Source organism: Marinibacterium sp. SX1, assembly GCF_050389775.1.
Classification (GTDB): Bacteria; Pseudomonadota; Alphaproteobacteria; order Rhodobacterales; family Rhodobacteraceae; genus Marinibacterium.
Map to the genome: position 1 here is coordinate 4,451,007 of NZ_CP177144.1, position 12,766 is coordinate 4,463,772.

15 protein-coding genes and 1 tRNA gene are annotated in these 12,766 nt (G+C 68.4%); 5 read left to right on the plus strand and 11 right to left on the minus strand.

The features are described 5' to 3' along the window. Positions 1–8: 8 nt before the first annotated feature. The 11 genes from ACK3BB_RS20055 to ACK3BB_RS20105 all read right to left on the minus strand — a co-directional run bounded on the left by ACK3BB_RS20055 (position 9) and on the right by ACK3BB_RS20105 (position 7,528). Positions 9–584, minus strand: a complete 576-nt coding sequence (locus tag ACK3BB_RS20055) for a Maf family protein (protein ID WP_428926415.1) — start codon at positions 582–584, stop codon at positions 9–11. A gap of 16 nt (positions 585–600) precedes the next feature. Next, on the minus strand, positions 601–819 hold the full coding sequence (infA, locus tag ACK3BB_RS20060; protein WP_023849011.1) for a translation initiation factor IF-1: 219 nt from the start codon (positions 817–819) through the stop codon (positions 601–603). Between the two features lie 163 nt (positions 820–982). Beyond that, positions 983–1,861: a carbon-nitrogen hydrolase family protein gene (locus ACK3BB_RS20065; protein ID WP_428926416.1), complete on the minus strand. Its 879-nt coding sequence runs from the start codon at positions 1,859–1,861 to the stop codon at positions 983–985. A 336-nt stretch (positions 1,862–2,197) separates the two neighbouring features. Then, positions 2,198–2,779, minus strand: a complete 582-nt coding sequence (locus ACK3BB_RS20070; RefSeq protein ID WP_428928771.1) for a GNAT family N-acetyltransferase — start codon at positions 2,777–2,779, stop codon at positions 2,198–2,200. Next, a complete protein-coding gene (locus tag ACK3BB_RS20075; RefSeq protein ID WP_428926417.1) occupies positions 2,779–3,171 on the minus strand; it encodes a ketosteroid isomerase-related protein in 393 nt (130 codons plus the stop codon). Before ACK3BB_RS20075 ends, ACK3BB_RS20070 begins: the two co-directional genes overlap by 1 nt. Further along, positions 3,156–3,629, minus strand: a complete 474-nt coding sequence (locus tag ACK3BB_RS20080) for a low molecular weight phosphatase family protein (RefSeq protein WP_428926418.1) — start codon at positions 3,627–3,629, stop codon at positions 3,156–3,158. The genes ACK3BB_RS20075 and ACK3BB_RS20080 overlap by 16 nt, the downstream gene beginning before the upstream one ends. A gap of 4 nt (positions 3,630–3,633) precedes the next feature. Next, complete coding sequence (locus ACK3BB_RS20085) at positions 3,634–4,113, minus strand: UPF0262 family protein (protein WP_428926419.1); 480 nt, start codon at positions 4,111–4,113, stop codon at positions 3,634–3,636. A gap of 6 nt (positions 4,114–4,119) precedes the next feature. Further along, the gene (gene hisD / locus ACK3BB_RS20090; RefSeq protein WP_428926420.1) at positions 4,120–5,421 is read right to left on the minus strand and encodes a histidinol dehydrogenase; all 1,302 of its coding nucleotides are present in this window, start codon (positions 5,419–5,421) and stop codon (positions 4,120–4,122) included. A 174-nt stretch (positions 5,422–5,595) separates the two neighbouring features. Next, entirely contained in the window at positions 5,596–6,075 is a 480-nt protein-coding gene (locus tag ACK3BB_RS20095) for a DUF2948 family protein (protein ID WP_428926421.1), read from the minus strand. Further along, positions 6,072–7,340, minus strand: coding sequence for a UDP-N-acetylglucosamine 1-carboxyvinyltransferase (murA, locus tag ACK3BB_RS20100; RefSeq protein WP_428926422.1), 1,269 nt, complete (start codon positions 7,338–7,340; stop codon positions 6,072–6,074). Before murA ends, ACK3BB_RS20095 begins: the two co-directional genes overlap by 4 nt. Positions 7,341–7,345: 5 nt before the next feature. Continuing rightward, positions 7,346–7,528 (minus strand): hypothetical protein, encoded by a 183-nt coding sequence (locus ACK3BB_RS20105; RefSeq protein WP_428926423.1) that lies wholly within the window; start codon positions 7,526–7,528, stop codon positions 7,346–7,348. Positions 7,529–7,611: 83 nt separating this feature from the next. On the opposite strand from ACK3BB_RS20105, the gene ACK3BB_RS20110 reads away from it, so the two are divergent. The 5 genes from ACK3BB_RS20110 (at position 7,612) to ACK3BB_RS20130 (ending at position 12,758) form a co-directional block, all read left to right on the plus strand. Then, positions 7,612–7,686: transfer RNA gene (locus tag ACK3BB_RS20110), tRNA-Thr, on the plus strand. A gap of 713 nt (positions 7,687–8,399) precedes the next feature. Then, on the plus strand, positions 8,400–9,395 hold the full coding sequence (locus tag ACK3BB_RS20115) for a BMP family lipoprotein (RefSeq protein ID WP_428926424.1): 996 nt from the start codon (positions 8,400–8,402) through the stop codon (positions 9,393–9,395). A 111-nt stretch (positions 9,396–9,506) separates the two neighbouring features. Next, complete coding sequence (locus tag ACK3BB_RS20120) at positions 9,507–11,030, plus strand: ABC transporter ATP-binding protein (RefSeq protein ID WP_428926425.1); 1,524 nt, start codon at positions 9,507–9,509, stop codon at positions 11,028–11,030. Between the two features lies 1 nt (position 11,031). Continuing rightward, complete coding sequence (locus tag ACK3BB_RS20125) at positions 11,032–12,126, plus strand: ABC transporter permease (protein WP_428926426.1); 1,095 nt, start codon at positions 11,032–11,034, stop codon at positions 12,124–12,126. Further along, positions 12,123–12,758: a LysE family translocator gene (locus ACK3BB_RS20130; RefSeq protein WP_428926427.1), complete on the plus strand. Its 636-nt coding sequence runs from the start codon at positions 12,123–12,125 to the stop codon at positions 12,756–12,758. Before ACK3BB_RS20125 ends, ACK3BB_RS20130 begins: the two co-directional genes overlap by 4 nt. Positions 12,759–12,766: the final 8 nt, after the last annotated feature.

Below are 12,766 nucleotides of genomic sequence, written 5' to 3' on the forward strand. Positions count from 1 at the left end.
GGTGTTCCTTACCTGTCCTGGTAGAGCGGATAGCCCGCCGCCTGCAAAAGCCCGGCCGTCTCGGCCAGGGGCAGACCGACGATGCCGGTGAACGATCCGCCGATCCACGGGATGAAAGCCCCGGCGGGGCCCTGGATGCCGTAGCCGCCGGCCTTGCCGTCCCAGTCGCCGGTGGCGAGATAGGCATTCACCTCGACATCCGACAGCCGTTTCATGCGCACCGCGCTGACCACGTCGCGTTCCCACAGCCGGTCGCCCAGGCGCAGGGCCACGGCCGTGATGACCTTGTGACGCCGGCCCGACAGGGCAAAGAGGAATTCCGCCGCCTCGCCGGCATCCGCGGGCTTGCCCAGGATGCGCCGGCCCAGGGCGACGGTGGTATCGGCACACAGCACGAGGTCATCGGGCGCGGCCGTCACGGCCTGCGCCTTCTCGCGCGCCATGCGCGCGCAATAGGGCCGGGGCAATTCGCCCGCGGCCGGCGTTTCGTCGATATCGGGCGGCCGGATGTCATCGGCCACCACGCCCAGCTGCGCCAGCAGATCGCGCCGGCGCGGCGAGCCAGAGCCCAGAATCAGCCGCATCGACGCCGAAGGGCCGTCACTTGAAGCGATAGTTGATTCGGCCCTTGGTCAGGTCGTAGGGGGTCATTTCCACCTGGACCCGGTCGCCGGCAAGAACACGAATCCGGTTCTTGCGCATCTTTCCTGCCGTGTGAGCGATGATTTCATGGCCGTTGTCCAGCTCGACCCGAAACGTCGCATTGGGCAGGAGTTCCTTCACGACACCGGGAAATTCGAGCGTATCTTCCTTGGCCATGTTGTCTCCATCCTTGCTCGCCCGCCAAGTTACGGGCGCGCCTTAAATGGACCTTTGCCGGGGTGAATTCAAGTGGATTGATTCCGGTTGCGCCAACAGCGCGACCGGGGACCGGCCGGAACGTTCCGTCACCGCGCGGGCCGCCCCCGCAGGGGCCGCCGGATCAGCGCAGCGCGACCGGCTCGGGCGGGCCGTCGCGGCCGGCCTGGTCGTCCCAGTGGCGGCGGTTGAGCACGACACCATCGGCGCGCACATCGGCAATGGCCGCCAGGTCGATATCGGCCAGGGTCCAGCCCGGCGCATCCATCACGCCCTCTGCCAGCACGCCGGTCATCGGGAAGCCGCGGTCGGGCGGGCAGAACACCCCGCCCCGGCCGGTGTTGATCTCGACCGCTTCGTTCCACTCGGCCCGGCCGATCAGCGAGGACATGACCGAAACGCATTGCTGTTCCAGCGCCCGGGCCATGGCCCCGATGCGCACGCGGGAATAGCCGGCCAGGGCCTCGGTGCAGGATGGCACCAGCAGCACGTCAATCTCGCGCAGCGCGCGGCCGAACAGGGGAAATTCGCTGTCATAGCAGATCAGCACGCCGATCCGGCCAAGGGCCGTGTCGAAGATGCGCAGGGGGCAGCCGCCGACCACGTCCCAATCCTCGGCTTCGAAGCGGGTCATGATCTGCTTGTCCTGGATGCCGATCTGGCCGGTCGGCGAGATCAGCCGGGCGCGGTTGACCGGGCGGGCGCCATCGTGGCGGGCCGGGCCGGACCCGGCCAGCACGTGAACGCCGTATTCGGCGGCCAGGCGGGCATGCAGGGCATCGGCCTCGTCCAGCTTGTCGGCCACCGACCAAAGCGATTTTTCAAGGTCGCCGGCCACGTCCTGCCCGTCGAGCGTGGCCAGTTCCATGGCCCCGTATTCGGGAAAGACCAGCAGCTCGGCCCCCTGCCCTGCGGCATCGGCAAACCAGGCGGCAAGCTTGTCTTCGTATTGCGACCAGCTGTCGAGCCAGTCGAGCGGATAGGCGGCGGTGGCAACTTTCATGGGCCCATCGGTAGCCGGGCGCCGGGCCGCGTGCAAGGCCCGGCCCGCGTCCGGGCAGGGGTCTGCCGGCGGGTGGGGTGGTTTGGGCGGCGCGGGGCCGGTCGGGTGGAGACGGCGCGGTGTGGAACGGGCCGGTCGGACCGGGCACCGGACCCGTCAGGCCGAAGAACCGGGCGTAGAGGGGACCGAAACCGTCAGACCGGCGAACCCGGCGCGAAAGGGGCCGGACACGCGAGGGGCACGACCCGGGGCCAGGGACCAGCGATCAAGGGCATGCAGTCAAAGGCCAGAGAGCGGCCGCAACGCCGCGGCATCCCGGGGCACCGCGCACCGGGCCTAAAGGCTGCGCATCCAGAATTGCAGCGGGTGGTCGGTTTCGCCCGGCTGGTCGATGTCCTTCCAGGCAAAATGCGCCACTACACCGGGCACGGGCGCATAGCCCCTGCCCCGCCAGAACGGATCGAGCGCCCGCGCCCCGGCCGGGCGCAACGGGTGATCGGCCGGCCGGACCACGCCGCAAAAGGCCACCCGGGCCAGGCCCAGCAGGCGGGCATGGGCCTCGCGCTCGTCAAAGAACCGGTGGCCGATGCCCTGGCCCCGGCATTCGGGCAGCAACACCGATTCGGCGCAGTAGAAGACCTGGGTCATGTCGATGCCCGACCCTTCGAAGGCCTCGGCGAAATCCTCGGCATGATCGGCCAGGGGCATGCCCGTCGCCGCGCCGACCAGCCGGTCGCCATCAAAGGCCCCCACGACCACCGCCGCATCGCTGTCGCGGTAGACTTGGAGGTAGCGCCGTTCGTAATCGACGTCGCCGTCGTAGAGATAGGGCCAGTCGCGGAAGACCCGGATGCGCAGCCGGGCCACGTCATCCAGCGCGGCATCCAGCGCCGCGCCGGTCAGGACCCGAACCGTGATCACGAGACCTGGGCCACCCAGTCGGCCAGGTTGTAATAGGTCGTCACCCGGGCGATCTTGCCGTCCTTGATGTCAAAGAACGATCCGGCCGGCAGGCGATAGCCCTGGCCCCGGGCCTCGGGCAGGCCTGCGTCGGTGGCCAGGTAGGTGCCATTGACCACGTATTCCGCCGCCGCCCGCGTGCCTTCGGCGCCCTCGAAGACGACCATGTCGGTCAGCTCTTCCTTGTAGCAGCGGCTCATGTGCGCGCAGAACTCGGCGAACAGGGCCTTGCCCACGCGGATCTTGCCTTCGTTGACGTGGTGGGCCACCTCGTCATCCAGGCAATCGAGCATCCCGGCGACGTCACCGGCGTTGAACGCCTCGAAATAGGTTTTCACGATGTCGGACATGTCTTCTCCCTCGGGCCACCCCAGCGGTCGGTCAAACGGCCGACGATCTGGTCCCGGGCCTTTCTGTATTGCACCAGCTTGTCGTTGCGCGTCTCGCCCAGCCCCGTGGGGTCGAGGATCGGCCAGTATTCCACGTCCAGGTGGAAATAGCGGGTCAGCTCCAGGGCCCGGCGCTGGCTGGCCGGGGACAGGGCGATGACCAGGTCGAAGGACGACAGGTCGTCGCCCCATTGTTCCATCTCGTCGAAGGACCGCGAGCGGTGGCGGCCCAGCTCGACCCCCATCTCTTCGCAGACGGCCACGGAAAAGCCGTCGATCTCCATGTCGTTCTTGACACCGACCGACTGCACATAGGTGCCTTCGCCGTAGAATTTCTTCATCAGCCCCTCGGCCATGGGAGACCGGACGGCGTTGTGGTCGCAGCAGAACAGAACCGATTGCGGCAACGGTTCCGACATGCCCTCACCCCCCGAAATGGAGCACGCAGATCAGGGTGAAGAGCCGGCGCGCGGTATCCTCGTCGACCTCCACCTTGCCATCCAGCCGTTCCCGCAGGACCCGGCTGCCTTCGTTATGGATGCCCCGGCGCGCCATGTCGATGGTTTCGATCTGGCTGGGCGGCAGGGTCTTGACCGCGTCGAAATAGCTTTCGCAGATCTGGAAGTAATCCTTCACCACCTGGCGGAAGGGCCCCAGCGACAGGTGGAACTCGGCCGCCCTGGTGTCGTCGACCGTGTCGACCTCGAAGACCAGCCGCTTGTCGCGGATCGACAGGGTGACCCGGTAGGGCCCGTCGGGCACCGCCCGTTCGTCGCGCTGGGGCAGGACAAAGGTGTTGTCCTCCAGCAGGTCGAAGATGGCCACCTTGCGCTCCTGCTCGATCTCGGGCGTGGGCGGCGGCAGGGCGGAATCGTCCAGCGTGATCTCGGCGATATGGGACATCGGCGCTTACCTGTTCAGTTTGTCGAGCCGGGCCCGCACCGAAAGCCCGTGGGCCTCGAGGCTTTCCGAACGGGCGAGACGTTCTGCGATGGGTCCGATAGCACGGAGCGCCTGCGGAGTCATCCGTGCCAATGTCGTACGCTTGAGGAAGTCCATGACCGACAGGCCCGACGAGAACCGCGCCGAGCGCGCCGTGGGCAGCACATGGTTGGGGCCGCCGACGTAATCGCCGATGGCCTCGGGCGTCCACTGGCCCAGGAAGATCGCCCCGGCATGGGTGCACAGCGCCGACAGGGCCTGGGGATCGGCCACGCAGAGTTCCAGGTGTTCCGGCGCGATGCGGTTCGACAGATCGGCGGCGGTGGCCAGGTCGGGCACGGTGATGACCGCGCCGAAATCCCGCCACGAGGCCGCGGCGATGGCCCGGCGTTCCAGCGTTTCCAGCCGGGCCTCGACGGCCCGGGCCACGGCCTGGCCAAAGGCGGCATCGGTGGTGATCAGCAGGGCCTGGGCGCTTTCGTCGTGTTCGGCCTGGCTGAGCAGGTCCAGCGCGATCCAGTCGGGATCGTTGTCGGCATCGGCAATGACCAGGATCTCGGACGGCCCGGCGATCATGTCGATGCCCACCTTGCCGAAGACCCGGCGCTTGGCCGCGGCGACAAAGGCATTGCCCGGCCCGGTGATCTTGTCGACCGGCCGGATCGTCTCGGTGCCATAGGCCAGGGCCGCGATGGCCTGGGCCCCGCCGATGCGATAGACCTCGTCGACCCCGGCCAGACGGGCGGCCAGCAGGACCAGCGGGTTCACCACCCCGTCGGGCGTGGGCACGGTGATGGCCAGCCGCTCGACCCCGGCGACCTTGGCCGGAATGGCGTTCATCAGGACCGATGACGGATAGCTGGCCAGCCCGCCGGGCACGTAGAGGCCGGCCGCCGACACCGGCGACCAGCGCCAGCCCAGCGTGGCCGTGTCGGCATCTTCCCAGGACATGTCCGACGGCATCTGGCGTTCGTGGTAGGCCCGGATGCGGGCGGCGGCCGTCTCGAGCGCCGCGCGGTCCTCGGCCGAAACCCGCGCCACCTGCGCGTCGATCTCGTCGGCGGTAAAGGCCAGCCCGTCGGCGGCCAGGGTCAGCCGGTCGAACTTTTCGGTCAGGGCGATCAGCGCGGCATCGCCATCGCGGCGCACCTGGGCGATGATCCCGGCGACGATGTCGTCGACATCCGGGCTGTCCTCGCGCTTGGCCCCGAGCAGGGCGGTGAAGGCCGCTTCGAAATCCGCGTCGGCGCTGTTGAGAAAGACCGGCATCTGCTGTTCCTCGTGGTGTCAGGGGCTGATAGCCGCCGGGGCGCGCAGGCTCAAGATCCCCACCCCCGCGACCATCGGATCATCGCGCGCCGCCAGCCGCCGGGCGGCCCAAATTTCTTCAAAGAAATTTGCCAAGATTTTTCGAAAAATCTTGTTCCGCCCGGTGGCCGGCCGTCACGCGCCGTGTTCGGGGGCCTTGCCCGAGGGCGCCTGGTAGGGCCGGGTCACGTCGCGCAGGGTGACGTCGAGCGCTTCGACCTGCAGGCGGATCGCACCATCGCCGGCCAGGGTCAGCAGCACGTGGCCGGTGCCGTCCTCGCCCGGCTCAAAGCTCACCGACAGCAGCGACAGGATGATGTCCTTGTCGCCCCGGTCGATCCCCTGCGAGGCCACGCGCAGCACGTTTTCCACGCTGAGCACCGATTGCACCCGTTCAAAGCTGCGCGACCGGCGTTCGGCGGCCGGGGCGTCTTCCCAGCGGAAGCGGTTGAGCAGCAGGGCGAACTGGCGGGCCTTGGGCCGCCAGGTCATCTCGGTGATCGGAAAGACCGCGTCCTGGACCAGCGCGGCCAGCACGCCGAGATCCTCGGCATCCAGCGCGCCGAGGTAGAGCGGCGCCTCGCGGCCGTCTTCGAAACGGGCGTCTTCGGTCATTGGCCCGGCACCCGCTCGATGATGGCGCCCACGGCGCGCAGCTTTTCCTCGACCTGCTCATAGCCGCGGTCCAGGTGATACACCCGGTTGACCCGGGTCTCGCCCTCGGCGGCCAGCCCGGCCAGGATCAGCGAGACCGAGGCCCGCAGGTCGGTGGCCATCACCGGCGCCCCGCGCAGCGAGGACACGCCGGTCACCGTGGCCGTGCCGCCATGGACATCGATCTGCGCGCCCATGCGCATCAGCTCGGGCGCATGCATGAAGCGGTTCTCGAAGATCTTCTCTTCCAGCACGCTGACCCCTTCGGCCGTGGTCAGCATGGCCATCATCTGGGCCTGCAGGTCGGTCGGAAAGCCCGGGAAGGGCGCGGTGGTCACGTCGACGGCCCGGATGCCGTTGCCATTGCGCGTGACGGTGATGCCGTTCTCGCTGTCGGTCACCGACACGCCGGCCTCTTCCAGCTTGTCGACGAAGGCGCTCAGCAGATCCCGCCGGCCGCCCAGCAGCTCGACCTGGCCGCCGGCAATCGCCGGGGCCAGCATGTAGGTGCCCAGCTCGATCCGGTCGGTCACCACGGGATGGGTCGCGCCCGACAGCCGGTCGACCCCTTCGATGGTGATCGTGTCGGTGCCCTCGCCGTCGATATGGGCGCCCATCTTGCGCAGGCACTGGGCCAGGTCGACGATCTCGGGCTCGCGGGCGGCGTTCTTGAGCACCGTCGTGCCCTTGGCCAGCGTTGCCGCCAGCAGGGCGTTTTCGGTGGCCCCGACCGACACGAAAGGAAATTCGACAACCGCGCCCTTCAGGCCGCCCCGGGCGGTGGCATGGACATAGCCGTCGCGCAGGTCCAGCTCGGCCCCCAGCGCCTCGAGCGCCTTGAGATGCAGATCGACCGGCCGCGCGCCGATGGCACAGCCGCCGGGCAGCGAGACCACCGCTTCGCCCGCCCGGGCCAGCAGCGGGCCCAGCACCAGGATCGACGCCCGCATCTTGCGGACGATGTCGTAATCGGCCGTCAGGTTGTTGAGGTCGTGGCTGGACATGGCCAGCACCTTGCCGTCGTGCAGGGTCGACACCTCGGCGCCCAGCGATTGCAGCAGGGTCGTCATGGTGCGGATGTCCGACAGCCGCGGCGCGTTGGTCAGCGTCAGCGGTTCATCACTGAGCAGCGTCGCGGGCATCAGGGTGAGGCAGGCGTTCTTGGCGCCTGCGATGGGAATCTGTCCGTTCAGCGGGCCATTGCCCGTCACGATGATGGAATCCATGCCTGTCAGTCCTCGTTGCCGGCCGTTCGGGGCGTTTCGCCTTCTCCGTCGCGGGGCGTATCACTGGCCGATCGGGCACGCGACTGCGCCTTGCGCCGGGCCAGATTGGCCTTCAGCGCGGCCTTCAGCCGGTCTTCCCTGGTCGTTGCCTGTCTCTTGCCGCCCGACGGGCTTTTCTTATCCGTCATGCCTCTCTGTATCGCAGCCGCAAAAAACCGTCCAGATAGCCCTTGCGCCCCCTCGCCATTGCCATTAGAGAGCCGCGCACGGCGCTGCTGTAGCTCAGAGGTAGAGCACTCCCTTGGTAAGGGAGAGGTCGAGAGTTCAATTCTCTCCAGCAGCACCATTACCCCCCATTCGCCAAGATGAGCCACTTTGGATGGCATCGTCCCGCCTGGGATCCGGCGTCGCCGATGGCCATTTCCCTTTGCCCGTGCCCGGCCATCGGCGGGCAAGGCCCCCGCCCGGCCCGGCGTTTCCCCCCTGCGCTCAACGGCTTGCCCCGAACCGGGCCTTTGGCGCCCCGTCCCGCATCATCCGTGCGACTCGCCTTTGTGCCCGGCCCCTGCCCCGCGGCGCATGACCCGGCACCTGGCCACCGGAGCGCCCCCCCGGGCGCCTGCCGGACGGGCAATCGTGTCGCCGGGCCACATGACGTGGCGTCCGCCTGCGTCACCCGAATCCCACTGGCCCGCCGGGCCGGGCGGGGGCCGGTTTCGGGGCCGCGCAAAGCTGCCGACGAATCGCATCACGGGCCGACCAGCCCTGACCCGGCGCCCCTGCCCCGCATGTTCCTTGCCGGGGGAACGCACCGGCCCGCCGCCGACCTGCCGCGCCTTGCCACGCCCGCGGCCCGGCCCGCGCCCTGCCTGCCTTCTGCCCCGGCGGTGGCGGACGTCGCGGCAGGCCGGCCGGGAAAGCTCTGCTGCGGCAGCAAAAACGGGTTGACCCCCTGCGTGGCCCTTGTCTTTGATTGATCCGATCACAGCCGATCTGAACCAGAACGGGCCGGGCCATGCCACGCGCCCCAAAAGACGAACCAACCGGGAGTACACCAACATGCGTGTTATGACGAAACTTCTTGGCGCTGCCGCCGTTGCCGCCATGGGCGCCGGCGCTGCCATGGCCGAACCCGCCCTGATCTTCGACCTGGGCGGCAAGTTCGACAAGTCGTTCAACGAAGCGGCCTTCAACGGTGCCAAGCGGTGGGCCGACGAGACCGGCGGCACCTTCCGCGAGATCGAGCTGCAATCGGATGCACAGCGCGAACAGGCCCTGCGCCGCTTCGCCGAGGCCGGGGCCAACCCGATCGTCATGGCCGGCTTCTCGTTCGGCGACTCGCTGGGCCAGGTCGCGGCCGATTACCCGGACACCAAGTTCGCCATCATCGACATGGTCGTCGACGCGCCCAACGTGCGCTCGGTCGTGTTCAACGAACATGAAGGCTCGTATCTCGTCGGCATGCTGGCGGCCATGGCCTCGGAAAGCGACACCGTCGGCTTCATCGGTGGCATGGACATCCCGCTGATCCGCAAGTTCGCCTGCGGCTATGCCCAGGGCGTGCTGGCCGTGACCCCCGAGGCCACTGTCATCGCCAACATGACCGGCACCACCCCGGCGGCCTGGAACGACCCGGTCAAGGGCTCGGAACTGACCAAGGCCCAGATCAGCCAGGGCGCCGACGTGGTCTATGCCGCGGCCGGGGGCACCGGCGTGGGCGTGCTGCAGACCGCGGCCGACGAGGGCATCCTGTCGATCGGCGTGGACAGCAACCAGAACTACCTGCATCCTGGCCAGGTCCTGACCTCGATGCTCAAGCGCGTCGACAATGCCGTCTACGATGCCTTCACCGACGGCGCCGAGCTGGAAACCGGCTTCAACGTCATGGGCGTGGGCAACGGCGGCGTGGGCTATGCGCTGGACGAGTACAATGCCGAGCTGATCACCGACGAGATGAAAGCCGCCGTCGATGCCGCGGCCGAGCAGATGGCCTCGGGCGACCTGGCCGTGCACGACTACATGTCGGACGAGACCTGCCCGGGCCTCTCGTTCTGATCCGACACTGATCCGCAAAAGGCCGGGGCGCTCGCCGCGCTCTGCCATGCGCGTCTCGCGAGACGGTCCGCAAGGACCGGCGAGCGCCCCGGCCGGCACAGGAAAACCCCCATGACCGCCCCCGCCATCGAACTGAAGGGCATTTCCAAGTCCTTCGGCCCGGTCCAGGCCAACAAGGACATTTCCATCCGCGTCATGCCGGGCACGATCCACGGCATCATCGGCGAGAACGGCGCCGGCAAATCGACGCTGATGTCCATCCTCTACGGCTTCTACAAGGCCGACAGCGGCGAGATCCACATCAACGGACAGCCGACCGAGATCCCCGACAGCCAGGCGGCCATCGGCGCCGGCATCGGCATGGTCTTCCAGCATTTCAAGCTGGTCGAGAATTTCACCGTCCTGGAAAACGTCATCCTGGGCGCCGAGGACGGCGGGTTGCTGCGGCCGTCGCTGGCCAAGGCCCGCAAGGCCCTGGTCGACCTGGCCCAGGAATACGGGCTGAACGTCGACCCCGACGCGCGCATCGACGAGATCGGCGTGGGCATGCAACAGCGTGTCGAGATCCTCAAGGCGCTCTACCGCGAAGCCCAGATCCTGATCCTGGACGAGCCCACCGGCGTGCTGACCCCGGCCGAGGCCGACCAGCTGTTCCGCATCCTTCATCGCCTGCGCGAAGAGGGCAAGACGATCATCCTGATCACCCACAAGCTGCGCGAGATCATGGAGGCCACCGACCAGGTCTCGGTCATGCGGCGCGGCCAGATGGTGGCCACCCGCACCACGGCCCAGACCGGGCCCGAGGAGCTGGCCGAGCTGATGGTCGGGCGCAAGGTGCTGCTGCGCGTCGACAAGGTGCCCGCCCGGCCCGGGGCCAATGTCCTGGACATCCGCGACCTGCACGTGCGCGACGAAAAGGGCGTCGAGCGGGTCAAGGGCATCGACCTGACCGTCCGCGCGGGCGAAATCCTGGGCATCGCCGGGGTGGCCGGCAACGGCCAGTCGGAACTGCTGGAAGTGCTGGGCGGCATGCGCCCGGGCACCGGCACCGTGCTGATGAACGGCCAGCCGCTCGACCTGGTCGGGGCCAACGGCCGGGCGATCCGCGACAAGGGCATCGCCCATGTGCCCGAAGACCGCCAGCGCGAGGGGCTGATCATGGATTTCCATGCCTGGGAAAACGTGGCCTTCGGCTATCACCACGACCCGGCCTATTCCAAGGGCCCGCTGATGGACAATGCCGCCCTGCGCGCCGATACCGAGGCCAAGATCGCCAAGTTCGACATCCGCCCGCCTGACGCCTGGCTGGCCGCCAAGAATTTCTCGGGCGGCAACCAGCAGAAGATCGTCGTGGCCCGCGAGATCGAGCGCAACCCCGACCTGCTGCTGGTCGGCCAGCCGACCCGGGGGGTCGACATCGGGGCCATCGAGTTCATCCACAAGCAGATCGTCGCCCTGCGCGACGCCGGCAAGGCCGTGCTGCTGGTCTCGGTCGAACTGGAAGAGATCTTTTCGCTGTCCGACCGCATCGCGGTCATGTTCGACGGTCACATCATGGGCGAACGCCTGCCCGACCAGACCGACGAAAAGGAACTCGGCCTGCTGATGGCCGGCGTCGCCGGGGAGGCCGCCTGACATGGACAAGATGCCCCGCTGGGCCGACGTGGTCCTGATCCCGCTGATTTCGCTGCTGCTGGCCGCGTTCCTGTCGGCCCTGGTCATCCTGGCCATCGGCGAAAACCCGGTCGAAGCGCTCAAGCTCATGGTCCAGGGCTCGTTGGGCTCGACCTATGGCTGGGGCTACACGCTCTATTATGCCACCAGTTTCATGTTCACCGGCCTCGCCGTGTCGGTGGCCTATCACGCCCGGATGTTCAACATCGGCGGCGAAGGCCAGGCCATGCTGGGCGGGCTGGGCGTGGCCCTGATCTGCCTCTACGTGCCCTGGCCCCACTGGTCGCTGGCCCTGCTGGGCGCCACGGCCATGGCCGCCCTGTTCGGCGCGGCCTGGGCGGCGATCCCGGCCTACCTGCAAGCCGCGCGGGGCAGCCATATCGTGATCACGACGATCATGTTCAACTTCATCGCCTCGGCCCTGCTGAACTACATGCTGGTCAATGTCCTGCGCCCCCAGGGCGCGATGGAACCGGCCACCGCCCGCTTTGCCGAGACCATGCACCTGCCCACCCTGCACGAGCTGCTGCTGCCCTTCGGCATCGAGTTCTCCAAGGCCGCGCCGGCCAATGTCAGCCTGCTGGTGGCCATCGTGGCCTGCGTGCTGGTCTGGCTGCTGATCTGGCGCACCCGGCTGGGCTATGAAATCCGATCCTACGGCAAATCCGAGCCCGGCGCGCTTTATGCCGGCATCTCGCCTTTCCGCATCACCATGATCGCCATGCTGATCTCGGGCGGGCTGGCCGGCTGCATGGCCATCAACAACGTCATGGGCGAGGCCGAACGGCTGGTGCTGAATGCCACCGAAGGCGCCGGGTTCATCGGCATCGCCGTGGCCCTGATGGGGCGCAACCATCCCTTCGGGGTCTTCCTGGCGGCCATCCTCTTCGGCTTCCTCTACCAGGGCGGGGCCGAGCTGGCCCTGTGGACCTCGATCCCGCGCGAGCTGATCACCGTGATCCAGGCACTGGTCATCCTGTTCACCGGGGCGCTGGACAACATGGTGCGCATGCCGCTGGAACGGCTGTTCCTGGCCATGCGGAGGCGCCGGGCATGAGCGATCTGCACGCCCATCTGTCGGGGTTCGTCGCGGCCTATTCGATCCTGCTGGTCGCGGCCTCGTCGCCCGGCCCGGCGGTGGCCCTGCTGCTGGGCATCGCCAACGGCCAGGGCCGCAAGGCCGCGCTGATCACCACGCTGGGCATCACCGTGGGCAGCATGACGATCAACCTGCTGACCCTGGTCGGCGTCGGCCTGCTGCTGTCGCAGGCCGCCTGGGCCATGTCGCTGCTGCGGCTGGCCGGCGCGGCCTACCTGCTTTACCTGGCCTGGGGCGCCTTTCGCCGGGCCGCCCGGCCACCGGCCGTGTCGAGCGCCGACAGCCCGCGCGCCGGCCCGCTGCGGCTCTTTGCCGAGGGCTACCTGCTGCAGGTCACCAATCCCAAGGCCATTGCCTTCTGGCTGGCCATTGCCGCGATCGGGGCCACCGAAGGCGGCAGCGCCGGCGTGGTCGTGGCCTTCGTGGCCGGCGCGGCGGTGATCTCGTTCGCCTGCCATGCCTTCTGGGCCCTGGCCCTGTCGGCCGCCCCGGTGCGCCGGGCCTATGCCGCCGGCCGGCGCTGGGTCGAGGCGGGGCTGGGCGTCTTCCTGGCCTTCGCCGCCTTCAAACTGGCCACGTCGCAGCGATAGGAGCGGGC

Coding starts and splice junctions, on each gene's coding strand:
- ACK3BB_RS20095 (WP_428926421.1), bottom strand. CDS start 6,075: ATGACCGAAGACGCCCGTTTCGAAGACGGCCGCGAGGCGCCGCTCTAC.
- murA (WP_428926422.1), bottom strand. CDS start 7,340: ATGGATTCCATCATCGTGACGGGCAATGGCCCGCTGAACGGACAGATT.
- ACK3BB_RS20085 (WP_428926419.1), bottom strand. CDS start 4,113: ATGTCCCATATCGCCGAGATCACGCTGGACGATTCCGCCCTGCCGCCG.
- ACK3BB_RS20125 (WP_428926426.1), top strand. CDS start 11,032: ATGGACAAGATGCCCCGCTGGGCCGACGTGGTCCTGATCCCGCTGATT.
- ACK3BB_RS20080 (WP_428926418.1), bottom strand. CDS start 3,629: ATGTCGGAACCGTTGCCGCAATCGGTTCTGTTCTGCTGCGACCACAAC.
- ACK3BB_RS20115 (WP_428926424.1), top strand. CDS start 8,400: ATGCGTGTTATGACGAAACTTCTTGGCGCTGCCGCCGTTGCCGCCATG.
- ACK3BB_RS20075 (WP_428926417.1), bottom strand. CDS start 3,171: ATGTCCGACATCGTGAAAACCTATTTCGAGGCGTTCAACGCCGGTGAC.
- ACK3BB_RS20120 (WP_428926425.1), top strand. CDS start 9,507: ATGACCGCCCCCGCCATCGAACTGAAGGGCATTTCCAAGTCCTTCGGC.
- ACK3BB_RS20130 (WP_428926427.1), top strand. CDS start 12,123: ATGAGCGATCTGCACGCCCATCTGTCGGGGTTCGTCGCGGCCTATTCG.
- ACK3BB_RS20105 (WP_428926423.1), bottom strand. CDS start 7,528: ATGACGGATAAGAAAAGCCCGTCGGGCGGCAAGAGACAGGCAACGACC.
- hisD (WP_428926420.1), bottom strand. CDS start 5,421: ATGCCGGTCTTTCTCAACAGCGCCGACGCGGATTTCGAAGCGGCCTTC.
- infA (WP_023849011.1), bottom strand. CDS start 819: ATGGCCAAGGAAGATACGCTCGAATTTCCCGGTGTCGTGAAGGAACTC.
- ACK3BB_RS20055 (WP_428926415.1), bottom strand. CDS start 584: ATGCGGCTGATTCTGGGCTCTGGCTCGCCGCGCCGGCGCGATCTGCTG.
- ACK3BB_RS20065 (WP_428926416.1), bottom strand. CDS start 1,861: ATGAAAGTTGCCACCGCCGCCTATCCGCTCGACTGGCTCGACAGCTGG.